This is a genomic window from Nocardia sp. NPDC049149 (assembly GCF_043197455.1).
Classification (GTDB): Bacteria; Actinomycetota; Actinomycetes; order Mycobacteriales; family Mycobacteriaceae; genus Nocardia.
The window spans coordinates 1821-25713 of the sequence record NZ_JBICTD010000006.1; the positions used below are offsets into that span (position 1 = coordinate 1821).

Consider the following 23893-nt stretch of genomic DNA (forward strand, 5'->3'; position numbering starts at 1 on the left):
AGTGCCGGATGGACCGATCCCGTATGTGCCGGATGGACCGATCCCGTATGTGCCGGATGGACCGATCCCGTATGTGCCGGATGGACCGATCCCGCGCGTGCCGGATCGACCGATCCCGCGCGTGCCGGATCGACCGATCCCGCGCGTGCCGAATGGATCTCCCTCGCACGTGCCGAATGGACCACCCTCGCGCGCGTCGGATCGGCCAACCCCGCGATGGCCGACGAGACCCGTCCGATGCGTTCTTGCATGAACTCTCCTCCGAACGATGTCCGGTGATCGTCACACTCGGCGCGTGGGCTGCGCTTCCAGAAACCTGCGGTCGGCGAGGTGCTGCTCGCCGTCAGGTGATCGAATCTGTGCGGGGCGGCAGGCTCGGGACCGCGCAGCCCTCATTTTCTGCGCGGCCCCGAGCACTACCCGGCGGCGTTGCCGTGCGAAAGGCCAGGGGCACCACGGTCGGCGGGCGTTGCCGCCGCCCCGGAAGGGAGGCGGGCGGCGGCAACACCCCTCGGCGCGCGGTCGGGTAGCGGCGCCGTATCGGGCGGTTCCCGGTGCGGGTAATCCGTTGGGGTACCAGGGAACCGGGGTGTGGGATTGTCGGGGCCTGCGCCCAGGGGAGGCGTCGACTACAGGTCTTCCAGGCCGACGAGACCGTCCTGCAGGGCTCGAACCACCAGTGCCGCTTTGGTGTTGGCGGTGCGGCCGACGGCGGCGTACTTTCCGCGGATGCGGGTGATGTGGGTGTTGACGGTGCCTAGCGAGAGGTACAGGCGCTGCGCCACATCGGTTTTGGAATCGCAGACCACCCAGGTGATCAGCACTTCACGTTCGCGTTGCGAGAGGCCCGCGTCGGGCCAGTGATGGGCCGGTACCGCCGCTAGCGGGGAGGGGTGCATCGGCTGGGGGAGCGAGTGCGAAACTGCGGCTATCATTATTACATTCCTTGCGTTTGACACCGGCGGGTCTCGTTCGAGGGCAATCGCCCCGGGAATCCGGCGGCCGGACATCGTGGATCGACTCTATGCCTCGGCAAACAATCAGGAAATTCGCTACTACTCAGCCCTTAGTTTCGGGGGCTCCGTTCGTCGCGCTAACGGAACTCTGGTGATCCAGGTCGGATCGCACGACCCCCGCCGCGCTCACATCGATCCGGAGTTCTTCCTTGTCACGCAACAGAATCGATACCACGGTGGCCCGTCCCGGCGGAAGTACCCGCGCGGTCATTTCTCCGCCGTCGGCGTAGTCGAGCGCGTCACGTAACACCGTACGCACCATGTCTCTAACCTGATCGTCGGCGTCGTCGAGCCCTCCGCCATCATCGAGCACCACTCGCACACCGCGTTGTCTGGCGAATCTGGCAGCCGCCGTGACCGCCTCGTCGACCATCAGCCCACCGATGATCTCGTCACGCAACTGCGCTTCGACGAGCCGGCACTCCTGTTGTTCCTCGAAGGTCAATGGTCTTCCAAGCGCGATGATTTCGAGCAACGGCCGCGCCGCGCCGTCCAGCCGGGCGATGCGCGCGTCCCGTTCCGACTGTGCGGCAAGCGCTGCCGCCTCCGCCGCGGCGCGCTCGGTCTCCTGCCTGCGCAGGCTGAGGATCGAACGGGCAATGGGGCGAACGACTTTGGCGAAGAAGGTGGCCATCAGCAGCGGCGTCGCATTGATGAAGGAGAACCCTGCGCCGAGCAACGCCCCCTGCCCGGTGGCCGCCGTCCACCAGGTGCAGGCGATGATCTGGCCGAACAGCGCGAGCCACGCCAACAGCCCAGCGCCTCGAATGCACAGAAAGTTGAGATACGCCGAAGCTGCACCGAGGAACCAGATCTGGGTCGAATTCACCATCGGCACCGGCAGCTGCCACAGGGCGAGCACCGTGCCGAGCGGCGCTGCCGCGGCCAGCGGAATCGCCACGCGCAGCGGTATTTTGTCGCCGGAGGCAAGGATGGTGCCGACTCCGGCACCGAGGATGATCGTCGCCGCCAACCCGGTGATCCAGAGATGACGAATCCCATCGTCGGCCGCGAACGCCATCGAGTAGATCGCGACCGTGAACAACCCGCACAGCACCCACGCCGTCGGCGTGCGCATGCCGAGAATGTCGCGCACGTCCGCGGGTTCGTCCCGCTGCGCCGCGATCCCCAGAAACCCGCGCCGCACCGCAACACTGAACGCACCGCGCTGCGCCGCCGCAGCGCGGATACTCCGCAACGCCGTCATGTCACCCACTCGTCATCGACGTCGGCACCGCGTTCACCGCTGGCTTGCCTGCACCATCGTGCCGCACCGCGACATCGGCCCGCGCCCTCATGCCGCACTCCAACACCGGTCCGCGCCCTCATGCCGCACCGCGACACCGGTCCGCGCCCTCATGCCGCACTCCAACACCGGTCCGTACCTTCATGCCGCACCACGACACCGGCCCGCACCCTCATGCCGCCCACCCCACGCTGACCCGGCTGCCGCGTCCCGGCGCGGACTCGATGGCGGACCACCCGCCGGGCAGTTGGGCGATGCGGTCGACGATGCTGGCGCGTAGCCCGAGGCGGTCGGGGGGAACGGCTTTCGGGTCGAACCCGATGCCGTCGTCCACCACGTCGATCCGGATGTCGGCGGCGCCCGCGGTCACGGTCACCTCGCAGGCGGCGTCGTGCACGGGCGAGGCGTGCTTCTTCCAGTTGCGCAGCGCCTCGCCGGTGGCCGCCGCCAGCGCGGTGGCCACATCGGGCGGCACGGTGAGTTCGGTGCCTGCCGCCGGTTCGACGCGCAGCGGAATCGAGTCGTCGATCTCGGCGGCCGCAGCCCGGATGCCCGCGACGACCAGTTCCAGATCGAGATCGTCCTGGGCGGGCAGCCCGGAGCGCAACCTGCCGAGGTTGCGCAGTGTCGTCTGCGCGTAGTGCGCGAGGATCGGCGAGTTCGGCGCGCGTGAGGCCTCGAGCAGTGTCGCGATGACACCGTCGTGGGTGAGCGCGTCGAAGCGGCGCCGTTCGAAGCGACGAGCTTCGGCCGCGGCGGCCGACGTCGCGGTCGCCAGCGCGGAGGAGGAGGTCTGGTCGAGCATTCGCCCGAGCCGCACGAAGACCACGCACGCGGCGCACGGGAACGCGGAATAGGCGAAGGCGAACAGGATTTCGGGCAGCAACGGATTGTGCACGTCGGGCCCGCGGGCGAGCATGCCGTCGACTTGCGCGACGATCCCCGCACAGGCCAGATAGGCGAACGGCACCCGACGCCAGAACAGGCACAGCGCCACCGCGGGCAACCCGGGAATCCACACCAACCACAGCGACGCTTCGGGTTCGAGCAGCTCTCCGGTGCGAACCAGCGGCCAGCTCAATGCGGCGAATGCGTAGCCGAAGGCGAAGGCCGCCACCGCTTTCCGCACCAGGTCCATCTGCCACCTCGCGGCCGCGACGATGATCAGGACCGGCGGCAGATAGGTCGTGAGGAACGCGACCGGCGTCCACCATGCCGCGGTGAAGTGCGCCTGGGTGAATGCGGTCGGCGCGGTGAGCGCCGCATAGAACAGCCCACCCGAACCGACGAAAAGGCTTGCGCCTCTGACCAGTTTGGCTTCGGCGCCGCGTGGTGCGTCGGTAACGGCAGGCTGCTGCGTGCCGGTCATCGATCCCGCGGCTCCTCGCCGATGATGCCGTCGCGGGCCGCTTCTCGGTACAGGTCCACTCTGGTGCGCACCGGCCTGCCTGCTTCGGCGTAGCGGCGACGGATGCGCGCGAGGTAGTCGTTGACGGTGTGTTCGGACAACTCGAGTTTGCGCGCGACGGAGGCCGCGGTCTCGCCGTTGGCGTAGAGCTCGAGCACTTGGCGTTGCCGCGGCGGCAGGTCGATGTTGGTCAGTGCCGGGTCGCTGTCGATGGCCGAGGCCCACACCGTCGTCGCCACTTGGCGTCCGGAGGCGGCGGCTCTGACCATCGCGGTGGTCTTCTCGGCCGGGTCACTCTTCAATGCCACCCCGAGCACGCCGGCCTGGGCCGCGGAGCGGATCAGGTCACGCCAGTCGCCGGTGGTGTACACGAGGACGTCGATGCCGTGTTCGCGGAGCAGTTCGACGTTGGCGCGCGGGCTCGACCCGTCCGGCAGGCGCAGGTCGAGGATCGCCAGGTCGAGATCCTTGGTTTGCTGGAGGAGCGCCGGAACTGTCGGCGCCATCGCGACCACGGTCAGATCCGGTTGCTCGGACAGGATCGCGGCGAGTCCGACCGCGACGGCCTGGTGGTCCTCGACGCAACCGATCCGGCGAACTTGGCCAGGTACCGCGTAGGCGCCTGGTAGGTCGGTGACGGCGACACCTGCCATGGCAAGTAGGCGGCGAATCCCCATGAACCGGATTGAAGCATCAAGAGACCTTGCCTGCCAAGGAAATTCGGCAATTGTGTACCTGATGGAAATATCCTGCGCGAAATTCGAGACCGGCCAGTACCTTTGCGATTGCTGCCGGATTGCAAGTGGTCAATTGACCTGATGGTTAAGCACTTCCGCGACATCGGTGGCGAACCCGCCGCCACCGATGCCCGGCGAATCAGCTGAGACGGTCCTTGCGGCGTAGTTCTTCGGCCCTGGCGCGCAGTGCGGCACCGACCAGTTCACGGCCTTCGGCCATCAGGTCGAGCACTTCCCAGGACGCCTTGCGGGCGGCTCCGCCGACAATGCCTGCGATGGCACCACCGTGGCGGCGGGCGGCCGCGGCGAGCTCTTGAGCGAGTTCGTTTTCCATCAGTCACCGACCGTTACGTGGGATTCAGTGAATAACTGTGTGCTGAGCGTGGTGTGTACATAGGCCGACCATCCCTTCCTGACTGCCGCTAACCGCAACGCTACGCAAGAGTTCAGAGTACAACCGTACACTGATCTTGAGCAGGCTCGGCAGCGCACAAGATCGATAGCTCCGCGAAGCATAGTCGGAAGATTGTCCGGTTGGAACCAGGCGTCTGAGCAGCGGCGGCCGGTCGATCGCCCATTTCGACGGCGAGGTGTTTGGTGCCGACAGCGTCGGGTAGTTGCCACTTTGTAGCTGATCGGCCCGATCTCGAAGCGGGATCGGGAACTCTCACCTACTGGGCAGGAGCAGACCGATGCTTGACATTGCCTACCGAAAATCCGTGATCGATCAGGACACGCAACGGCTCGACGTCCGTCGATATCTGGCCATGGACGCCGCCGACGATCCAGCGCGCCGGGCCCGGCGCGCGCGACGGATCGCCGACGAGCTCGAGCATCTCGACCAAAAGGCAAGCGCCTGAAGATCTTTCATCCCACGCGGTAGCCGGGCCGCACCCGTGGCCCGTGCATCGCGCCGAATCGGAACACGGAGGAAATCATGACCGGAATGCTGGAAGAACTCATCGGCAGCGCCGTCTACGACCCCGAGGGCGACAAGATCGGCAAGGTCAAACGGATCTACATCGACAACTCCTCGGGCTCGCCCACCTGGGTCGCCGTCTCCACCGGACTGTTCAGCGGCGATTCGCTGGTGCCGTTGGCGGGCGCTCAGCTGCGCCACGATCCGGAGGCACTGCAAGTGCGGGTCGAGAAGGAAGAAGTGAAGACCGCGCCACATCTCGATCGGGACGGCCTGATCAGTCCGCAAGCCGAGCGCGAACTGTTCGAGCACTATCACATCGACCCGAGCCAGGCCGCCTGGGACATGGGCGGTAAGCAGCAGATGCGCGGCGGCACCAAGCCCTCGGATGCCGGACTGGTGCGGTCCGAGGAGCGACTCGCGGTCGACAAGCAGACCGAGGCGGCAGGCACCGCCCGCCTGCACAAGTACGTGGAGACCGAGGAGCAGTCCGTCACGGTGCCGACGATGCACGAGGAAGTCCGGATCGAACGCGAGCCGATCACCGACCCGTCCGCCGTCCGCCGCGCCGACATCGGCGAGCAGGAACGCGAGGTCACCTTGCATGAGGAGCGAGTGACAGCGCGCAAGGAGACCGTGCCCGTCGAACGGGTCCGCCTCGCCGTCGACCAGGTCCAGGACTCGCAGACCGTGTCCGACACCGTGCGCAAGGAGCGGATCGAGACCGAGGGCGTCGACCGCGACCGCAATCGCGGGCGTCGATAACCAGTCCTGCGGCGGATCGATAGTGCCGGGTGCGGCTCAGGGTTCACCCTGATCTTCACCCGGATATCGGTTTTGACCTGGTGATTTCTCGTCGCGCAGCTGCCAGCATGGAACATGTCGGGTCGTCGAGGGGCGGTTCGCGAAGACATCGGAGGCTGGCAAATGTTGTGGAAGATTATCGGAATCGTCGCGGTCGTCTGGATCGCGCTGGCCATCATCGGTGCGCTGATCAAGGGACTGTTCCCGATCCTGGTGATCAGCGCCATCGTGTTCGGGCTGTACCTGCTGTACAAGGCGGTGTCGAGCTCGGACAACTCCCCGGTGAGCAAGCTGTAGGTTTCCGCACGCGAAGCGGCTTCAGCGCGCACGGGTAGCGCTGCGAAGCCGGATCGTGAGCGGGGGGTCGGGCGGTTTTTCCAGGTGTGGCCGGGATGCCACCAGGTAGTGCGAGCGAAGTCGCACACCGTCCGGCGCGGGGCCGTGCGTGAGTCGTCGGGACAGCGCACGGCCCTTGTTCGTGTCTGAGACTCTGTTTGAATGACACGTGTGGAGCAGTTTCCGGAGGACTGGCAGCGCGGGGTGGTGATTGTCGCCCACCCCGACGACATCGAGTACGGGGCGGCAGCGGCGGTGGCCCGCTGGACGGGGCAGGGCAAGGACATTCGCTATGTCCTGGTCACCAGTGGCGAGGCCGGGATCGCCGGACTGCCGCCCGCCGAATCCGGGCCGCTGCGTGAGGCCGAGGAGATCGCGGCCGCCAAAGCCGTTGGCGTGCAGCAGGTGGAGTTCCTCGGCCATCCGGATGGCCGGGTGGTGGAGTCGCTGGAGTTGCGCCGCGACCTTGCCGCCGCGATTCGCCGCCATCGGCCGGAACTGGTGGTGCTCTTCAACTTCGGCGATACCTGGGCGCCCGGCTTCGCCAACAGCGCCGACCATCGTGCGGTCGGCCGCGCCACGCTCGACGCCATCTCGGATGCGGGGAACGAGTGGATCTTCCCCGAGCTCACAGATAAGCCGTGCTCGCCCCGCTGGGGTGCGGTGGTCGGTCCGACGGCTACCCATGCCGTCGATGTCACCGAGGTGATCGATCAGGCAACGGCGTCGTTGGCCGCGCATCGCCGGTATCTGGAGGTGCTCAGCGATGAGCCGGTCGAGGACCAGGTGCGCGCCATCGTGGACCGGGCGACCGGGCCGATAGAAGGTTTCGCCGCGGAACGTGCGGTTGGGTTCGAGCTCTACTACTTCGGCGGCTGATCATCGTCGAAACAGGCTGCGATGCAGGCGGTATCGGTGTGGTTCCGCGTGGTCGCCGACCGATGCGTCGGATGGAATCTCTGGTGTAGGGGATGGAATCTGTTGTGGTGTAGCCGGTCCGAGCCTGCGGTCACGGTGTAGACACTGACGCCGTTTGTGCGGCAACACGTTCGATGACCGGCCGCCACTCGTCCAGTGGGGCGACGGTGAGGCCGACCACCTTGCCCGCGTCGTCGGCGTGCCGTAGCGCGATGGCGGCGTCGAAGTCGGGGTCGGTGCGGAATTCGGCGATTTCCGCCGCGCTCATCGGACCACCCTGTGCGATGAGGGTGCGCGCGCTGGAGGGGGACAGGGTGTGCGCCGAATCCGTCGCTGCCAGATAGCGTTTGGCGACAACGTGCAGCTCGACCAGGCGAGCGACTCTGGCACCGAGCAGCGCGCGGATCGCGTCGGCGCCGTGCCTGCCGTGCCCCGCGTCGTCGCCGGGGAAGAGTTGGTGGCCTACGTCGTGCACCAGCCCGGCGACCTGGAGTTCCTCGTCGTGCGGGTAACGCTGCCGGAGCAGTTCGGCGCACTGCCGGTCGTGGTCGAGGATGTCGACCGGATCGCCGCTGCGGTCCGGCATGTCCCAGACGTCCTCGCCGTTGGCCAACAGCACCATCAATTCGTCCACGGTGGACACCCGCACGATCGCTCCCTCGCTCATCCTTATTGGTCTAGACCATATCGCTGCGCGCGGTCGAGGTCACGTGAAGTTCTGTTGTCCACCAGGTGAAGACGCGGGTCGAGGGGGCGGCCCGGCCGGAATCGGGTGTGGCAGGCTAGGCGGATGCGAGTTGCCGTAGTCGCGGGGCCCGATCCGGGGCATGCCTTTCCCGCCATCGCGTTGTGCTTGCGTTTCCTGGCCGCCGGAGACGAGCCGGTGCTGTTCACCGGGCCGCGCTGGTTCGATGCGGCCCGCGACGCCGGGATCGGCGTGCGCAGGCTCAAGGGCCTGGCTCCGCGCCCTGCCGACGACGACGCCGACGCGGGCCAGCGCATCCACGAACGTGCCGCGCACATCTCCACCGAGATCCTGCCCGACCTCAGCGCCATGCTGCCCGAGCTGGTCGTCTCCGATGTGCTGACCGCGGGCGGCGGTCTGGCCGCCGAGCGGCTCGGCGTGCCGTGGCTCGAGCTGTCGCCGCATCCGTTGTATCTGCCGTCGAAAGCCTTGCCGCCCATCGGGAGTGGGCTGGCGCCGGGCGAGGGGCTGCGCGGGCGCATGCGTGACGGGGTGTTGCGCACGATGACGGCTCGCGATATCAAGCACGGTCTGCGGCAGCGGGAACAGGCGCGCGAGAGCGTCGGCCTGCCTGCCACCGATCCTGGTCCTGCCGCGCGCTTGATTGCCACCTTGCCCGCTCTCGAGGTGCCGCGGCCGGACTGGCCCGATAACGCCCACGTCATCGGGCCGCTCTTCTGGGAACCGACCGACGCGACCCTGGCGTTGCCGCCCGGCGACGGGCCATTGGTGATGGTCGCGCCCTCGACCGCGCACACCGGCGTGCACGGGATGGTCGAGACGGTGCTCGAAGCGCTCGACAACACCGGTGTGCGCGTGGCGATCTCGTCGCTCGACCCGCCACCCGCCGACTTACCCTCCTGGGCCACTGCGGGTTTGGGGCGCCAGGACGAACTGCTGACCCACGCGTCGGTGGTGGTCGGTGGCGGCGGACACGGGCTGCTGGCGAAGTCGCTGTCCGCTGCCGTGCCGGTGGTCACGGTGCCCGGCGGCGGCGATCAATGGGAGCTGGCCAATCGCGCTGTCCGGCAGGGGAGTTCCCTGCTCGTCCGGCCCATGACCGCCGAGGCGGTGCGCGCCGCCGTCCTCGAGATCCTGTCCGAACCGCGGTTCACCGCCGCGGCCGAGCAGGCGGCCGCGAGCGCGGCCGCGGTCGCCGATCCGCTCGAGTTGTGTCACGCCGTGCGCGATTCGGTCAACGCGGGATAGGTCGGGCGGAGCCGTCCGATGGTCCGCGCAGCGCGCTCCTCGCCGGCTGTTGCCCGGCGCAAATGTCCTGATAGCCGGGGATAAGGCAGGTTCGCGGGCCGTCACGCGAAACGAGTATCTTGGGCACGGTGCGATTGACGGAGTTTCAGGAGCTGTTGCATACCGAGTTCGGGACGGCACGCGGAGACGCCCTGCTGACCGATCACGTGATCCCCTCGCTGGGCCGAACGGGCTCCGCCGCCATCGAAGCGGGCGTCGATCCGCGCGACGTGTGGCGAGCGCTGTGCTCGGAGTTCGACGTGCCGCGGGGCCGGTGGTGAGCACGCCGGGGCGGGCCGTTGACGCGGACGGACTATTCCGCTTCGACGAGCGGCACCGGATGATCCCGGTCGATCCCGAACGGCTGGCCGCGCGGCTGGCGGCGGCCGATCCGGTTGATTTCGCCGGGTACCGGCAGACCGGGATCGAGGCGATGCTGCTCGGACATTACGACGAAGCACTCGACCTGCTCGATCGGGCGCTGGAGCTGGTGGACACCGAGGAGCGCCGGATCACGGTGTGGATCAACCTCGGTGACGTGTACCGCTATCACGGCGAGGGACCCACCGCGGAGATCCTGTACCGGCGGGCGGTCGAGCACGCGCGGGTCGCCGCGCCGGATGTGCTGTCGTTCGCCGTGCAGCATCTGGGAAAGGCGCTGGCCGAACAGGATCGGCTGACCGAGGCGCACGACCTGCTGCGGGAAGCGCTCGATCTGCGCATCGCCGAGGGCGATCCCGAGTTGATCGAATCCACCAGGGTCGCTTTGGAGACGCTGCCGTCGTTGCCGATTCCGTTGCCGCAGCGGGTGGCCGCGCTGCTCGGGCCCGCGCCGACCTGGTCGGCGGAGCACGAGGGCATGAGCGGTGGCGTCGCGCTCGTCAACGACAGGTATTGGCTGAAGCGGGGTCCCAAAGCGGTTGCCGAAGAGCAGCGGCTGAACTGGTTGCGGGACCACGGAATTCGGGTGCCGGAGATCGCCGTGTTCGACGGTGATGTGCTGGTCCTTGCCGACGCGGGTGCGCCGAGTTTGGCCGCGCGAGCCGAGGCCGGGACAGGCGCGGACTCGGTCGGCGCGATCATGGGTGCGCTGTTGCGCAGGCTGCACAGCCTGCCGATCGCGGAGTGCCCGTTCGATGGGCGACTCGACGGCGTGCTGGCCCAGGCGCGCAGGCAGGTGGTCGAGGATCTGGTCGATCCCGACGACTTCGATGACGACAACCAGGATTCCGGCCCCGACGAGGTGCTGGCGCGGCTGCTCGCCGAACGCCCGGACGGCGAGGATCTGGTGGTGGCGCACGGTGATTTCACCCCGCCCAACGTGCTGGAGGGCGCGATCTTGCTCGACGTCGGTGCCCTCGGGGTGGCGGATCGCTACCGTGACCTGGCGTTGGCCGTGCGGGATCTGCGGGAGGATTTCGGTGCGGACGAAGTGGCTGTGTTTTTCGCCGCGTACGGCCTCGACGATCCGGATGAGCAGCGCTTGGAGTACTACCGTCTGCTCGACGAATTGTTCTGAGCTCGAAGGGTGCTGACGACTCGAAGGGCGCAGCACGCCGAATGTGCTGCGGCTCAGACCTTTTTCGCGTAGTGGCGGGCCGCCTTGGTGCGGTTGCCGCACGTCGACATCGAATGCCAGCGGCGGGTGCCGTTTTTCGAGGTGTCGTAGAAGAAGAGCACGCAGTCGGGGTGGGCGCATTGCCGGATGCGATCCGGCGCTTCGGCCAGTAGATCGAGCAGATTGGCCGCCGCCAACCAGGCGGGCAGCCAGGTGGTATCGGGTACGTCGATGACCTGCGATGGCCCAGTGTCGGTGAGCGCGCGCCGGATTCGGCCTCGGTCGAGTACTTCGTTCAATGCGGCGGGGGCGGCGTGCCGCACGACGTCGTAGATGGCCGAGCGGGCGGACAGTACCGCGTTCAGCGTCGCCTCGTCGGCGTTCGCGCGATCGGTCAGCCCGGCCGAGGACAGCCAGACGCCGAGGCCTGTCACATCGGTGAGCAGGTCCTGCGGCTGTCCGTGCGCGTTCCACCGCGTGTCCAGCAGGTCGAGTGCCAGCGGTTCGCCGAGGTGGGGGCGTGGATCGTGCATGCCTGAGGGTATCGACCTCCTTCTGGTCACCTCGATCATCACGGTCATCTAACCGTCTATATGCACTTTACAGGTTGACCGCACTGGCCCGTTGTCGTTATTGTCTAACCAGTTAAACCACTTAAGACGGTTTGACCCGTCGAGGAGGATCACATGACCGCAGTTGCCGCACCCCAGCTCGTCACCGGGCACATCGGGCTGAACGTCGCGGACCTGAACCGTTCGGTGGAGTTCTATCGCAGCGCGCTCGGCTTCGAACCGCTCGGCGCGAGCACCGACGGCGACAAGAAGTGGGCGTTCCTCGGCGTGGACGGCAAGCTGCTCGTGACGCTGTGGGAGCAGAGTGCGGGCACGTTCTCCACGGAAACGCCGGGCCTGCACCACCTTTCGTTCCAGGTCGACACCATCGAGCAGGTGCGGGCGATCGAGGCGGTGCTGCGCGCACAGTCGGTGCCCTTCGCCTACGACGGCGTCGTCGCGCACGGCGAAGGCGCGGCCTCGGGTGGCATCTTCTTCACCGACCCCGACGGCATCCGGCTGGAGATCTACGCGCCGACCGGCGCTGAAGGGGCGTCGGCGCCGAGCGGTGGCGCACCGACCTGTGGATTCTTCTGACCCGCTCGGCTGTTGACCATGCCGATGAGCCTCTCTTCGTGACAAGGAGCCCGCTGATGACGCCCTTTCATTCCGGCGAACTCGAGGTCCAACGACGGATGGGTCAGGCGGAGATCGCCGGCCGGGTCGGCAGGGGCATCCGGGCCGACATTCCGGATGTTGCCGCGGCGTTCCTCGCCGAGCAGCCGATGATCGTGATCGCGGCCGCCGATGCCGCTGGCCGGTTGTGGGCGAGTGAGCTGGTCGGTCCCGCGGGCTTCGTGCACGCGGTCGACGCGGACACCATCGCCGTCGACGCCCGGCCCGCCGAGGGGGATCCGTTGCGGGAGGCGCTGACTCATCCGGCTCGGGTCGGCATGATCGCCCTGCAACCACAGCGGCGCAGGCGAATGCGCGTCAACGGCAGTGCCACCGCGGTGGGTGCCGGGTTGCGCATCAGTACCGACCAGGTCTATGCGAACTGTCCGAAGTACATCTCCCGCAGGCAGGTCGAGTCCTATCGGCCGGATGTGATGCCGCCACCGCCGCGCCGCACAACCGAGCTCGACGCGGCTCAGCAGGCGGCGATCAGGGCGGCCGACGCGTTCTTCGTCGCGACCTCTGACGCCGACGGCAATGCCGACGCCTCCCACCGCGGCGGGAATCCCGGCTTCCTGCAGGTGCTTTCGCCGACCAGGCTGCGCTGGCCGGACTACCGCGGCAACTCGATGTTCATGACCCTCGGCAACATCGCGGTGCAGCCGCGCTGCGGAATCCTCGTCCCCGACTGGACGACCGGCGGCACCCTCCAGCTCACCGGCACCGCCGAACTGCGCTGGGAGCACGAGACGTTCGCCGTCGGCGCCCAATGTTCGATCGACTTCACCATCACCGAGATCGTCGAGCGATCCGGTGCGGGCCCGCTGCACTGGGGCCCGCCCGAACTCTCGCCCGTCAACCCTTGAAAGGATCGTTTCATGCGACCCCCACTGCCGCCGTTCGACCTGGAATCGGCCAAGACCAAGGTGCTCGCCGCCGAAAACGCCTGGAACACCCGCGATCCCGAGCGGGTCGCCGCCGCCTACACCGAGGACTCGGTCTGGCGTAACCGGGACGAGTTCTTCACCGGCCGCGCCGCCATCGTCGAATTCCTCACCCGCAAATGGTCTGTCGAGAACGGGTACGCGCTGCGCAAAGACCTCTGGGCGTTCGACAGCAATCGCATCGCCGTGCGCTTCCAGTACGAATGGCACGACGAGACAGGCCAATGGTGGCGCAGCTACGGCAACGAGCAGTGGGAGTTCGCGCCCGACGGGCTGATGTCGCGCCGCGAGGCCAGCATCAACGACGTCCGGATCGCCGAAGCCGATCGCCGCATCTTCGGCCCGCGCGAGGCAGGGGACACCTCGATTCAGCCGCAGCAGTAGGGATCTCCCGCCGCCCCTATGACCGCCGGCACGCCGCGCACCTGATCTGGTGCGCGGCGTGCCGATAGTCGTGGCGGAGCACGTCAAGCGGCGACGACTTGCTGCTCCTCCTTGGCGGATTCGGCCTGCGGACGCCGGTGGAACAGGCCGAAGGCGATCGCGCCGAACACGATGCCGACCGCGGCGGCGACCGCGAATGCCGCGTCGAGGCCGGCGACGAAGTGCGGCAACGTCATCGGGTGACTTGCATCCGCCACCCCGCGAAACACCGTGCCGAGCACCGCGACACCCAGCGCGAGGCCGAGCTGCCGCGCGGTGTTCACCGCACCCGCCGCGGTGCCGCCCTGGTGTGGCGGCACCGCGGCCATGCCCACCGACACCAGCGCCGGCGCGTTGATGCCGATGCCTGCGCCGATCACCACCAAACCGGGAACCAGTGCCACCCAGGACGATCCGGCATCGACCACGGTCAGCAGCCCGCTGCCGACGCCGACCACCACCAGGCCTGCACCGATCGTCCACTTCGGCGCCGCGTTGTGCGCGAGCCGTCCGAACGCGCCGGCCACCACGAACGCGGTCACCGCCATGGGCAGCAGTGCGAGACCTGCGTGCAGCGGCGACATCCGCAGCTGTTGCTGCAACCACAGTGACACCAGGGGAGTGCACGCGAACGCCGCAAAGGTCTGCCCGCTCGCTCCAAGCAGCGTCGCCCCGAAATTCCGGTTGCGCAGCAGCGTCAGCGGGAACATCGGTGCGGCACTGCGCGATTCGACGGCGACGAAGACCGCCACCGCGAGCGCGCCGACCACCAGCGCGATCACCGTGCGGCCGTCGGTCCAGCCGTGCTCACCGCCGCGAATGACACCGTAGGTGAGCCCGGTGGCCGCGGTGGCGAAGGAGAGCATGCCCGCGATATCCACGGAACGGTTCGCGTGGCGGGCCGACGCCGGAAAGACGAAGGCGGTCAACACGATTGCCAGCACCGCGATGGGTAGGTTGACGAAGAAGATCCACCGCCACGACAGCGCTTCGGTCAGCACGCCGCCGAGCACGACACCGATGCCCGCCGCCGCACCGGCCACCGCACCCCAGATGCCGAAGGCGGTGCCGCGGTCACGGCCGAGGTAGGTCGCGTGCAGCAGCGAGAGCGTTGTCGCGAACATCGCCGCGCCGCCGATGCCCTGAAGCACCCGTGCCGCAATGAGATTCGTCGCGGTATCGGCGATGCCGCAGCCGAGCGAGGCGAGGGCGAACAGGACGAGCCCGGCGAGATAGGTGTGTTTGGCGCCGATCCGGTCGGCGAGGGAACCGAGCACGAGCAGCAGCGCGGCCAATGCCAGCGCGTAGCCGTCCACCACCCATTGCAGGCCGGCCAGTCCGGCGTGCAGATCGGTGGCGATGTCGGGCAGTGCGACGTTCACGATGGTGACGTCGATGAGCAGCATGAGCGTGCCGAGGCACGCGGCGAACAGGGGGAGCCATTTCTTCACTGGAGCCTCCATGGCGGAATCGAACGATATCGACGCCAAGCGTGCGATAATCGAACGTATCTACCTAGCCAGATGGCCTTCTGCGTTAGATTCCTCCTATGCAGTCCGAAGAGCCCTCGGAATCCTCCGCACTGGACGTTCTCGACAAGCAGATCCTGTACGCGCTGGTCTACGACGCCAGGATTCCGTTCGCGAAGCTCGGCGGCCTCCTCGACGTCTCCGAGCAGACGGTCGCGCGTCGCTACCGTTCGCTGCGCCAGCGCGGCATCATGCACGTGTCCGGGCAGGTGAACGCGGTGCCGCTCGGACACGCGCGCTGGGTGCTGCGAATCAGGACCGCCCCGGACAAAGCGCTGCGCTTGGCCGAATCCCTGGCCAGATTCCCGGATTTGAGCTGGGTCAGCCTGCTGTCCACCGGATCTGAGGTGACCTGTGTGAGCAGGCCGCGCTCCATCGAACAACGCGACGCCTTGCTGCTGCACACGCTGCCGAAGGCGAGTCAAGTGCTCGGGGTGAGCGCGCACGAGGTGATGCATCGGTTCGTGGCCGACGAGGAATGGCCGCGGTTCAGTCGCCTCTTCACTGAGCAGCAGCTGTGCGAACTGGGGCAGCGCTCGGGTTGTGCGTTCGGCTCGCCGCCGGACAGTGCCGGTCCGGATGCGCCGGTGGATCTGTCCGCTGAGGACGAGGCCATGCTCGCGTTGCTCGGGCGGGACGGGCGGGCGCCGTATGCGCAGATAGCCGCCGAAATCGGTTGGACCGCACCACGAGTCGCGCGGCGGATGGCCGAGCTCGAGCAGGCGGGGGTGCTGTACTTCGACCTCGACTTCGCGGTCGAGCGGATGGGATACGCGGTGCGTGGTGCGCTGTGGTTGCGGGTGCGCCCGTCCGATCTGGACGCGGTGGGCCGGGCGATGGTGACCCATCCCGAGATCGTTTTCGTGGCTGCGACCACCGGGTCGACCAATCTGTTCGCATCGTTCCTCTGCCGCGACACGCCCCACCTCTACCGCTACATCACCGAGCGTTTGGGTGCGCTCGATGGCATCACCGACCTGGAGGCGACACCGTCGTTGCGGGTGCTGAAACAAGCCCAGACGCTGCTGACCAGCGCTCGCGTCGCACCGCTTCGGTGATCGCGCCGCGTTTGCCGAGGACAGCGAAGTCCGTTCGCGTGTTGCTGGGCGCGTCGCTTGACTCGAACACCTGTTCGTCTACTCTTGGCGCCAGAACTTGTCGGTGCCGCCCTCTAATGTTGGCGCCAACCACGGAAGAGACTTACCCGTCGAAAAGGGGATCAGGACATGGCACCACAGGCGTACGACCGCGACAAGGCTCTCGAACTCGCGCTGTCCCAGGTCGAGAAGAGCTTCGGCAAGGGTGCGGTCATGCGCCTCGGCGAAGAGGTGCGTCAGCCTCTTGCGGTGATCCCGACCGGCTCCATCGCGCTGGACGTCGCGCTCGGCATCGGCGGCCTGCCGCGCGGCCGCATCATCGAGGTCTACGGTCCGGAATCCTCGGGTAAGACCACGGTCGCGCTGCACGCGGTGGCGAATGCGCAGGCGCAGGGCGGTATTGCGGCGTTCATCGACGCGGAGCACGCGCTCGACCCGGAATACGCCAAGAAGCTCGGTGTCGACACCGATGCCCTGCTCGTCTCGCAGCCGGACACCGGTGAGCAGGCGCTGGAGATCGCGGACATGCTCGTTCGCTCGGGCGCCATCGACATCATCGTCATCGACTCGGTGGCCGCGCTGGTGCCGCGCGCCGAGATCGAAGGCGAGATGGGTGACAGCCACGTCGGTCTGCAGGCCCGGTTGATGAGCCAGGCGCTGCGCAAGATGACCGGTGCGCTGAGCAACTCCAACACCACCGCGATCTTCATCAACCAGCTGCGCGAGAAGATCGGCGTGATGTTCGGTTCTCCCGAAACCACAACGGGTGGTAAGGCGTTGAAGTTCTACGCCTCGGTCCGTCTCGACGTGCGCCGCATCGAGACGCTGAAGGACGGCACCGACGCGGTCGGCAACCGTACCCGGGTCAAGGTCGTGAAGAACAAGGTCAGCCCGCCGTTCAAGCAGGCCGAGTTCGACATCCTCTACGGCCACGGCATCTCCAAGGAAGGCTCGCTCATCGACATGGGTGTCGAGCACGGCTTCGTGCGCAAGTCCGGCTCCTGGTACACCTACGAGGGCGACCAGCTCGGTCAGGGCAAGGAGAACGCCCGAAAGTTCCTGCTGGAGAACACCGATGTGCGGGACGAGATCGAGAAGAAGATCAAGGAGAAGCTCGGCATCGGCGCCGATGTGACCGCGCCTGCTGCCGAGGTCCCCGCCGATTTCTGATTCGACGAACAGCCGGCGCTCGCCCCAACCGCGCCGGACCGCGCCCGATGAGTCGCGGTCCGAATCGGTGCAGGAGATGCGGCGCCGGCTCCAAGAACTCCTGTCTGCCCACGGTGCCGCCACCGATCCTGTCGGATCTTGGCCCGGCGGACAGGAACCCGGACGAGTCCGGTCGGCCGAAGGTGGTTCGGCTGCACAGGACACCATGGGAACTCGGTCGAGCGCGCCCGATCCGCAGCGGGCGCGTTCGACTGGGTCCCGCGCGGGGTCGTCCCGTCGTGGACGTCGAAAGACGTTCCAGCCCACAGACTCCCATTCGGCTGACGCTGAACGTTCCGAAGGCCGATGGGCGGATCCGGTGGCGGCCGGATCCGAGCGGGATGCGCGCTCCTCGGAGTCCGCTCCGCAAGGCGGGACGGTCGAGCAGGCGAAAGAGGCGTGTCTTCGTCTGCTCGCCGTCCGCGCCCGCAGCCGAGCCGAACTTGCCCAACGCCTGGCCGCCAAGGGCTACACCTCCGACGTCACCGACCGCGCCCTGGATCGGCTCACCGAAGTCGGCCTCATCGACGACGCCGCCTTCGCCGAACAATGGGTCCACTCCCGCCACACCTTCTCGGGCAAAGGCAAACAGGCTCTGGCGCAAGAACTCCGCCGGAAAGGGGTAGACCCCGCCGACGCCGCGCCCGCCCTGGAAGCCATCAGCTCCGACGACGAAGAGTCCCGCGCCCGCGAACTGGTCCGCCGCAAACTCCGCACCATCCCCGCGAGTCTCGACCGCGACAAAACAATCCGTCGTTTGGTCGGCATGCTCGCTCGGCGCGGATACAGTCAGTCCACTGCGTACGCGGTGGTCAAATCTGAACTGTCCCAAGGTGATGCCGACCTGTCCGATCCTGAGCTGGATTGACATCGCGCTGGACGGGTCGCTGCGGGGGATGGTGAAACAAGATGGGTGGTTCCTGACAGGGCCTTCTGCCCTGGGGCGGAGTCGGGTGGCACACGCAGATCTCTGTCCCTTGCCAGGTGGATGGGTTCTGGCGCAAACAAGCCCTCGACGAGGCCGCTCGCAGGGGCGCGAGATCAGCCTTTTTCCCGGCCCGGCAGGGACGCACCCGCCAGGAAGGCGTGATAGGTCTCGACAGTGTCCGGCTCGATTTCGGGGTTGAAGGGGCCGTAGCGGGTGTCGGTGCGATCCCGCTTCGGCCCGGAGACCCAGAACCTCTCGTAGGTCTGCACGTCGTAGAAGTTCGCATCGAACATCCCCCCGAACCGGCGCAGTGTCCTCCCGTGAAAATACGCAGTACTCCAGGTCTTCGAGAAGTCCACCCACCCGATCCACGAGGGTCCGCGGTCGGTGTTGTAACCAGTCTTCAACTGCACGAACATGAGACGTCGAGGCATAGGCTCAGGGTCCTATGCAGACCGCATCCATGACCAGCCATTTTTGTGGGCCCCAACCTCGACCTTTCGTGACGTTCAGTCGGCGCGACAGCACCTTGCCCAGATCGTGCTGCCGGTTGCCATCGCTAAAGTCCTTGCCAGATACTGTGTTTCGTCCGTGTGCAGGGTATCGGGGTCACGCATGATCCAGCCGGTCACCACGCGGATCTTCGGTTTCGGCGGTGGGACGGTTACTGGCCGAGTCGATGTCGGGCCGACGCGGTAAGGCCGCAGGAACCGGTAGACGTTGTTGGGGCTGCCGCGATAGCCCAGTTCGTGCAGTTCGGCGCTCACGGCCGCGATGGCGCGGATGGGTGGATAGATCAGACTTGAGTCTCCATCAGGGGGAGACAGCAGGGTTGAGGCATGGATGACGCGACGCTCTTCACGATCGGGGCACTGGCCGAGCGGACCGGTTTGACGGTCAAAACGATTCGGTTCTACTCCGACAAGGAAATCGTCCCGCCGACCTGTCACAGCCCGGTCGGCTACCGCCTCTACGACGTCGATGCTCTCGCACGTCTGGAATTGGTCCGGACGTTGCGCGAGCTGGATATCGACCTGCCCACCGTCCGGCGGATCCTGGCCGGTGAGACCTCATTGGCCGATGTCGCCGCGGCGCATGCTGCCGCGCTCGACGCGCAGATCCGTGTGCTGCGCCTGCGGCGCGTGGTGCTGCAGGCGGTCGCCGCCCGGGAATCGAACCCCCAGGAGATGGATCTGATGCACAAACTGGTGAACCTGACCCAGTCCGAACGACACCGCTACATCCACGAGTTCATCGATGACACCTTCGGCGGCGTCGACGCCAACCCGGCCATGGTGGAGCTGCTGCGCACGAGCATGCCCGACCTACCGGAGGACCCCACCGCCGCGCAGGTCGAGGCATGGATGGAACTCGTACAATTGGTGCAGGACAACGACTTTCGGCTTGCGGTTCGGCAGATGGCCGAATATCAGGAGCGGCAGCGCGCCGAAGGCGACAACACCGGCCTGCACCATGACTTGACCGAGACGGTGCGCGAGCAGGTCGGCCGAGCCCTGGCCGCAGGCACCGCACCGGATAGCCCCGGTGCCGCGGCCATCGTCGACACGTTGACCGCGCGCTACGCCGAAACATTCGACCGGCCCGACGACACCGACCTTCGACGCTGGGTGCTCGAGCGCTTGGAGATCGCCAATGACACTCGGGTCACCCGCTACTGGCAGTTGGTGGCGACGATCAACGAGTGGCCGCCGATGGCTGATCTGGAACCGGTGTTCACCTGGTTCGGCCAAGCCTTGCGCAGCCACCCCACCAAGTAACAGCCGAGTCGGGGCCGAGCCGGGCGGATAACGGGCCGTGGTCATCGACGGCACCCACCCCTGAGTCGGCAACACGGCCAGCCTCGCCCCAACGCCGAAATCCGCACCCCTTCTGTGTATCCGCACCCTTTCTAGGTGTCCAGAGCTAGTGCGGATCCACGGAACGAGTGCGGATTTTTGAATCCCGAACTTCGTCATTTCGTATGGTCTGGAGGCTCTTTGACGCGAGTGGTCGCCGCGAATGTGTGCATCGTCACATGAGTGCGTGTGTGGGATTTTTCGATATTGCGCGACCCAAAGGTTGTCTCTACAGTTGCGAATTCGCACAGGAGTAGTACGCGTTCTTATTGGTTCATCTCTGACTAGAGACGGGTGCCGGTATGGATGACATTACGAGGCGGACGTTGTTCGGTGCGGGGGCGGTCGGGGCCGGACTGGGCCTTGCCGGTTTGTCGGGGTTGATGGCTCCGCGTGCCGCTGCGGCCGATATCTCTGTTGGGCCGCTGCCGATGCCATTCGGTGCTGATGCGGCGGGCCCGAATCGCCTGCTTGTTCCCGTTTTTCATCAGGTCGCCTGGATCGTCGACGATATCGAAGCCGCGGAGCAGTACTTTCTGCACAAGGTGGGGACGACACCGTTCGTGCGGATGCGGAACGTGCGCGCCGAGGACACCAACGGGACGTATCTCGGCCAGCCGGGGCAATGGTCGGCGGACCTCTACAACGGGTTTCATGGTGACCTCAACGTCGAACTTATTCGGCCACTTTCGGGCGAAAGCATCTACTCGACCTGGTTACGGGATCGTGGGCCGTCGATCCAGCATGTGGCGTATCTCAGTAGCGATCTGGCCGGAGACCGAGACAACATGGTGGCCAACGGTTTCCCCATGGTGCAAAGTTTCTGTCTGCCCAGCGCGCAACTTCCGCTGATGACGATCAACTATTTCGACACCACCAAGCTGCTCGGCCACATCACCGAGCTGATCGGTCTGGATCCCAATGGCGGCGCGGAGTTTCTGTACAAGGCCAAGCAGCTGTGATGGCGGTGCGCATCACCGAAGCGTTGAAATCCCCAGCAGCCGAGACGGATCCAGCTCGACCTCGCTGAGGACGACCCTGCTGCGGAGTTGGCGCGCGCCGTGTCCACGCTTGAGGATTTCCACGACTTGCTCGAGCTCGCCCGGGTCGGTGCACGCTATCCGGAGCTGGTAGTCGTACTCGCCGGTGGTGTGTGCGGCGGAGACTACCTGCGGCACGGCATGCAGACTCTTTTCGAAGTCCCGGCCGGAGACATCGTCGCGCAGCCGCACATCGGTGAGCGCGACCAGGGTGCGGCCGAGCACCCGAAGATCGAGCTCGGCATGGTAGCCGCGCAACAACCCGCTGTGCTTGAGGCGTCGGATCCGCTCCGCAACAGCGTTGGCGCTCAACCGAACTGCACGAGCGAGCTCCTGGTAGGTCATTCGACCGTCGCGCACGAGGGCGCCGAGCAGGTCTCGATCGATGTCGTCCATAGCGAGCCACTCTATCTGCGGCATTCTCGGTAGATCAACTGAAATACTGCGGATCTACCAAGTCATCGAGGCAATTTGCCGCAAACTCAGTGACAATCTCAGCGGTTTTGCTGAGAAAGTCGAGGTCGTGGTTGTTCTGCTACTGAAACTCCTGCTCAGTCCACTCTTGATCGTCGCGGTGACGCTTGCTGTGCGCCGGTTCGATCCCCTCGTCGGGGCGTTGCTGGTCGCGCTGCCGTTGACGGCGGGCCCGGCGCTGGTAGCCGTGCGATTCGCCTACGGGTCGGAGTTCGCCGCCGAGGTCGCGCGCGGTGCCTTCGCCGGTTTGCTCGCCTACGTCGGCTTCACCGTCGCCTATGCCGTCACGGCACGAAACTGGTCCTGGCCTGTCTCGCTCGCGATGGCCCTGGGGTGCTACGCCGGTCTGGCGACCGTGCTGCACTGGTGGGCGCCGTCACCGCTGTTCGCCGCGTTCACGGTGCTGGTCGGGATCGGCGTGCTGCTGTCCTGCTGGCCCGAGCGACAGCCCGTCGCCGGTGCCGCACCGGTCGACCCGAAACCTTGGGAATTGCCGGTGCGCTGCGCGACCGCGGTCGCCGTCACCGCCGTAACCACCACGACCGCCGGCGAAATCGGCAGCTACGGAACCGCTTTGATCGGCCAACTGCCCCTCTTCGGCGTCCTCATGACGGTCTGCACCCATCGGCGTACCGGCGGCACAGACGTAGTGCGCTCCCTGCGCCGCGCGATCATCAGCGCACTGTCCTGCGCGGCCTTCTATGCCTGCCTCGCATCGACTTTGCTCGACTGGGGACCAGCCGCCGCCTTCACATGCGCGACACTCACCGCCCTCGCCGTCACTACCTCGAGCTACCTGACACGAATCCGTCTCGACAGCATCCAGCGCACGTGCCGAGCGATACTGGCCCCAGCCCGCCAGCTTCCGCGATTGGGGCCCGACTGGGCTGGCCGCGCCGACTCTCGGTGGTGACGGGAGGTCCCTGGTGTTGGACCCATCCGGGCTTATGTTCGGTGGCGAATGTCGTTCGTCAGTTGTTCCCCTGCCGAAGAAGGAACACGAATGCCTAGTAGGCCCGGCTTTTCTGCGGCGGTTGCTGCTCTGGCGGCGGTGGCGGCAGTAGCTACCGCACCGACAGCAGCCGCGGCCGGAGCGACGATCACGGTTGACAAAACCGGCACTACATCCGGAGACGGCACGGCGACCGTCACCGGCACCGCCTCGTGCAGCGGCGGCGGTAAAGGTGCAGTACAAGTTCGCGTGAGTGTGCAGGGTTCCTCCTATCGAGGGAATTCCGACAAGTACATTCCGTGCGATGGCGAAACCCTCGCGTGGGAAGCTCGGGTGTACCTCGACCCCCACGGCGAGGCGGACCAGCATCACAAGGTCCAGCCTGGCGAAACCGGGACAGCACAGGCCTCGATATCCTGGGACCTCAAGGACTTCGCCCTCGCCTCGAATGTGACGGTCGAGTTCGAGAAGGCGTGACGCGCAACAAAACCAGCAGCCTGCGTCTGGCTATGGAATCACCGACCGGAAGTCGTCGAGGATGGGCTGATGCCATCGCCTACCTCGCCGAACAAGGAACCGGGCACAGAAACCCATCGCGGTGACGGTTTCGTCATCCGCCGCCTGAACGCGGCCGAGCAACTGCGTGCTGGGCGGAAGCTGCGCAGGTTCCCGCAGTTGCTCATCGGCCTGGTTGGTTACGGTGCGTCGGTGATGGTGCTCGTCACCTCCGGTCTGGGCGCGGCAAGTTGGAGCGTTCTCACGGATGGCTTAGCCAAGACGGTCGGCATTTCTTTCGGTACAGCAACGAATCTCATCGCGGTGATCGTGCTTGTCGCGTGGATCCCGATGCGAGAGCTGCCCGGTGTGGGCACGCTGCTCAACGTTGTCCTCGTCGGGGTGGCTGCCGACGCGACGGCGCTGATCCTCCCCACGCCGACCGGTCTCGGCGCCCAAGCATTCTTCTTGGTCGCCGGAATTGTCGGGCTCGCGTTCTTCGACTCGGTCTATCTCGGTGCGCAGTTCGGCGCCGGCCCCCGGGACGGACTCATGACCGGCTTGGTCCGGCTCACCCGGCAACCGGTCGCGGTGGTGCGTACCTGCATCGAGGTCACCGTCGCCACGATCGGCTGGGCGCTCGGCGGCATCGCGGGCATCGGGACCGTGCTCATCGCGGTGACGATGGGCCCGCTGGTCGGCTACTTCCTTCCGAAGGTGGCCGTCGAAATCTCCTACGGCAGGGGTGAATTCGGAGCCGCTCGGCAAGAGTCGTCCGACTGACG

At 66.6% G+C, this 23893-nt stretch carries 30 protein-coding genes; 19 read left to right on the forward strand and 11 right to left on the reverse strand.

The features are described from left to right. Positions 1 to 279, forward strand: a 279-nt coding sequence (locus tag ACGFNJ_RS24220; protein ID WP_393452298.1) for a hypothetical protein, incomplete at its 5' end; no start/stop codon positions are given. Positions 280 to 629: 350 nt separating this feature from the next. Here the strand turns inward: ACGFNJ_RS24220 and ACGFNJ_RS24225 are convergent. From ACGFNJ_RS24225 to ACGFNJ_RS24245, 5 genes are all read right to left on the reverse strand, one after another. Next, positions 630 to 935: a response regulator transcription factor gene (locus ACGFNJ_RS24225; protein ID WP_393452301.1), complete on the reverse strand. Its 306-nt coding sequence runs from the start codon at positions 933 to 935 to the stop codon at positions 630 to 632. A gap of 124 nt (positions 936 to 1059) precedes the next feature. Next, positions 1060 to 2223, reverse strand: a complete 1164-nt coding sequence (locus ACGFNJ_RS24230; RefSeq protein WP_393452304.1) for a hypothetical protein — start codon at positions 2221 to 2223, stop codon at positions 1060 to 1062. Between the two features lie 211 nt (positions 2224 to 2434). Continuing rightward, complete coding sequence (locus tag ACGFNJ_RS24235) at positions 2435 to 3631, reverse strand: sensor histidine kinase (RefSeq protein WP_393452307.1); 1197 nt, start codon at positions 3629 to 3631, stop codon at positions 2435 to 2437. Beyond that, a complete protein-coding gene (locus ACGFNJ_RS24240; protein ID WP_069160161.1) occupies positions 3628 to 4323 on the reverse strand; it encodes a response regulator transcription factor in 696 nt (231 codons plus the stop codon). Before ACGFNJ_RS24240 ends, ACGFNJ_RS24235 begins: the two co-directional genes overlap by 4 nt. 223 nt (positions 4324 to 4546) lie before the next feature. Beyond that, positions 4547 to 4741 carry a hypothetical protein gene (locus ACGFNJ_RS24245; RefSeq protein ID WP_069160160.1) on the reverse strand — a complete coding sequence of 65 codons (195 nt, stop codon included), beginning with the start codon at positions 4739 to 4741 and terminating at the stop codon, positions 4547 to 4549. 358 nt (positions 4742 to 5099) lie between these two features. Between ACGFNJ_RS24245 and ACGFNJ_RS24250 the strand changes: the two genes are divergently transcribed. The 4 genes from ACGFNJ_RS24250 (at position 5100) to ACGFNJ_RS24265 (ending at position 7345) form a co-directional block, all read left to right on the forward strand. Continuing rightward, positions 5100 to 5267: a hypothetical protein gene (locus ACGFNJ_RS24250; protein ID WP_393452310.1), complete on the forward strand. Its 168-nt coding sequence runs from the start codon at positions 5100 to 5102 to the stop codon at positions 5265 to 5267. A 77-nt stretch (positions 5268 to 5344) separates the two neighbouring features. After that, positions 5345 to 6091, forward strand: a complete 747-nt coding sequence (locus ACGFNJ_RS24255) for a PRC and DUF2382 domain-containing protein (RefSeq protein WP_393452313.1) — start codon at positions 5345 to 5347, stop codon at positions 6089 to 6091. 162 nt (positions 6092 to 6253) lie between these two features. After that, complete coding sequence (locus tag ACGFNJ_RS24260) at positions 6254 to 6427, forward strand: hypothetical protein (RefSeq protein WP_167837545.1); 174 nt, start codon at positions 6254 to 6256, stop codon at positions 6425 to 6427. A gap of 210 nt (positions 6428 to 6637) precedes the next feature. Next, entirely contained in the window at positions 6638 to 7345 is a 708-nt protein-coding gene (locus ACGFNJ_RS24265; RefSeq protein WP_393454100.1) for a PIG-L deacetylase family protein, read from the forward strand. A 130-nt stretch (positions 7346 to 7475) separates the two neighbouring features. On the opposite strand, the gene ACGFNJ_RS24270 is transcribed toward ACGFNJ_RS24265, so the two are convergent. Further along, positions 7476 to 8051 carry an HD domain-containing protein gene (locus ACGFNJ_RS24270; RefSeq protein WP_393452317.1) on the reverse strand — a complete coding sequence of 192 codons (576 nt, stop codon included), beginning with the start codon at positions 8049 to 8051 and terminating at the stop codon, positions 7476 to 7478. 123 nt (positions 8052 to 8174) lie between these two features. Between ACGFNJ_RS24270 and ACGFNJ_RS24275 the strand changes: the two genes are divergently transcribed. From ACGFNJ_RS24275 to ACGFNJ_RS24285, 3 genes are all read left to right on the forward strand, one after another. Next, complete coding sequence (locus ACGFNJ_RS24275) at positions 8175 to 9338, forward strand: glycosyltransferase (RefSeq protein WP_393452320.1); 1164 nt, start codon at positions 8175 to 8177, stop codon at positions 9336 to 9338. Positions 9339 to 9466: 128 nt separating this feature from the next. Next, on the forward strand, positions 9467 to 9658 hold the full coding sequence (locus ACGFNJ_RS24280) for a DUF3046 domain-containing protein (RefSeq protein ID WP_069160226.1): 192 nt from the start codon (positions 9467 to 9469) through the stop codon (positions 9656 to 9658). After that, positions 9622 to 10896: a phosphotransferase gene (locus ACGFNJ_RS24285; protein WP_393452325.1), complete on the forward strand. Its 1275-nt coding sequence runs from the start codon at positions 9622 to 9624 to the stop codon at positions 10894 to 10896. Before ACGFNJ_RS24280 ends, ACGFNJ_RS24285 begins: the two co-directional genes overlap by 37 nt. 53 nt (positions 10897 to 10949) lie before the next feature. Here ACGFNJ_RS24285 and ACGFNJ_RS24290 read toward each other — a convergent pair whose 3' ends face one another. Then, the gene (locus ACGFNJ_RS24290; RefSeq protein ID WP_393454103.1) at positions 10950 to 11468 is read right to left on the reverse strand and encodes a CGNR zinc finger domain-containing protein; all 519 of its coding nucleotides are present in this window, start codon (positions 11466 to 11468) and stop codon (positions 10950 to 10952) included. A gap of 153 nt (positions 11469 to 11621) precedes the next feature. On the opposite strand from ACGFNJ_RS24290, the gene ACGFNJ_RS24295 reads away from it, so the two are divergent. From ACGFNJ_RS24295 to ACGFNJ_RS24305, 3 genes are read left to right on the forward strand one after another with little or no spacing between them, the layout of a single operon-like run. Further along, the gene (locus tag ACGFNJ_RS24295) at positions 11622 to 12083 is read left to right on the forward strand and encodes a VOC family protein (protein WP_393452328.1); all 462 of its coding nucleotides are present in this window, start codon (positions 11622 to 11624) and stop codon (positions 12081 to 12083) included. Between the two features lie 56 nt (positions 12084 to 12139). Further along, a complete protein-coding gene (locus ACGFNJ_RS24300; protein ID WP_393452331.1) occupies positions 12140 to 13027 on the forward strand; it encodes a pyridoxamine 5'-phosphate oxidase family protein in 888 nt (295 codons plus the stop codon). Positions 13028 to 13039: 12 nt separating this feature from the next. Continuing rightward, entirely contained in the window at positions 13040 to 13489 is a 450-nt protein-coding gene (locus ACGFNJ_RS24305; protein ID WP_393452334.1) for a nuclear transport factor 2 family protein, read from the forward strand. An 83-nt stretch (positions 13490 to 13572) separates the two neighbouring features. Here the strand turns inward: ACGFNJ_RS24305 and ACGFNJ_RS24310 are convergent, their stop codons facing one another. Beyond that, the gene (locus tag ACGFNJ_RS24310; protein WP_393452337.1) at positions 13573 to 14979 is read right to left on the reverse strand and encodes an MFS transporter; all 1407 of its coding nucleotides are present in this window, start codon (positions 14977 to 14979) and stop codon (positions 13573 to 13575) included. A gap of 98 nt (positions 14980 to 15077) precedes the next feature. Here ACGFNJ_RS24310 and ACGFNJ_RS24315 point away from each other — a divergent pair, with 98 nt between their 5' ends. From ACGFNJ_RS24315 to recX, 3 genes are all read left to right on the forward strand, one after another. Further along, on the forward strand, positions 15078 to 16115 hold the full coding sequence (locus ACGFNJ_RS24315; RefSeq protein WP_393452340.1) for an Lrp/AsnC family transcriptional regulator: 1038 nt from the start codon (positions 15078 to 15080) through the stop codon (positions 16113 to 16115). A gap of 168 nt (positions 16116 to 16283) precedes the next feature. Next, entirely contained in the window at positions 16284 to 17324 is a 1041-nt protein-coding gene (gene recA / locus ACGFNJ_RS24320) for a recombinase RecA (RefSeq protein WP_393452343.1), read from the forward strand. Between the two features lie 358 nt (positions 17325 to 17682). Next, on the forward strand, positions 17683 to 18231 hold the full coding sequence (gene recX, locus ACGFNJ_RS24325) for a recombination regulator RecX (RefSeq protein ID WP_393452346.1): 549 nt from the start codon (positions 17683 to 17685) through the stop codon (positions 18229 to 18231). Positions 18232 to 18404: 173 nt separating this feature from the next. Here recX and ACGFNJ_RS24330 read toward each other — a convergent pair whose 3' ends face one another. Both ACGFNJ_RS24330 and ACGFNJ_RS24335 read right to left on the reverse strand, forming a co-directional pair. Next, a complete protein-coding gene (locus ACGFNJ_RS24330) occupies positions 18405 to 18725 on the reverse strand; it encodes a hypothetical protein (protein ID WP_393452349.1) in 321 nt (106 codons plus the stop codon). A 75-nt stretch (positions 18726 to 18800) separates the two neighbouring features. After that, entirely contained in the window at positions 18801 to 19058 is a 258-nt protein-coding gene (locus ACGFNJ_RS24335; protein ID WP_393452352.1) for a hypothetical protein, read from the reverse strand. 72 nt (positions 19059 to 19130) lie between these two features. On the opposite strand from ACGFNJ_RS24335, the gene ACGFNJ_RS24340 reads away from it, so the two are divergent. Together ACGFNJ_RS24340 and ACGFNJ_RS24345 are read left to right on the forward strand one after the other, a co-directional pair. Further along, the gene (locus tag ACGFNJ_RS24340; RefSeq protein ID WP_393452355.1) at positions 19131 to 20069 is read left to right on the forward strand and encodes a MerR family transcriptional regulator; all 939 of its coding nucleotides are present in this window, start codon (positions 19131 to 19133) and stop codon (positions 20067 to 20069) included. Positions 20070 to 20449: 380 nt separating this feature from the next. Next, the gene (locus tag ACGFNJ_RS24345) at positions 20450 to 21109 is read left to right on the forward strand and encodes a VOC family protein (protein WP_393452358.1); all 660 of its coding nucleotides are present in this window, start codon (positions 20450 to 20452) and stop codon (positions 21107 to 21109) included. A 12-nt stretch (positions 21110 to 21121) separates the two neighbouring features. Here the strand turns inward: ACGFNJ_RS24345 and ACGFNJ_RS24350 are convergent, their stop codons facing one another. Continuing rightward, entirely contained in the window at positions 21122 to 21583 is a 462-nt protein-coding gene (locus tag ACGFNJ_RS24350) for an Lrp/AsnC family transcriptional regulator (RefSeq protein ID WP_393452361.1), read from the reverse strand. Between the two features lie 127 nt (positions 21584 to 21710). Here ACGFNJ_RS24350 and ACGFNJ_RS24355 point away from each other — a divergent pair, with 127 nt between their 5' ends. The 3 genes from ACGFNJ_RS24355 (at position 21711) to ACGFNJ_RS24365 (ending at position 23891) form a co-directional block, all read left to right on the forward strand. Beyond that, entirely contained in the window at positions 21711 to 22574 is an 864-nt protein-coding gene (locus ACGFNJ_RS24355) for a hypothetical protein (protein WP_393452364.1), read from the forward strand. Positions 22575 to 22622: 48 nt separating this feature from the next. Next, entirely contained in the window at positions 22623 to 23090 is a 468-nt protein-coding gene (locus ACGFNJ_RS24360) for a DUF6299 family protein (protein ID WP_393452367.1), read from the forward strand. Between the two features lie 69 nt (positions 23091 to 23159). Then, entirely contained in the window at positions 23160 to 23891 is a 732-nt protein-coding gene (locus ACGFNJ_RS24365) for a YitT family protein (protein WP_393452370.1), read from the forward strand. Positions 23892 to 23893 lie beyond the last annotated feature (2 nt).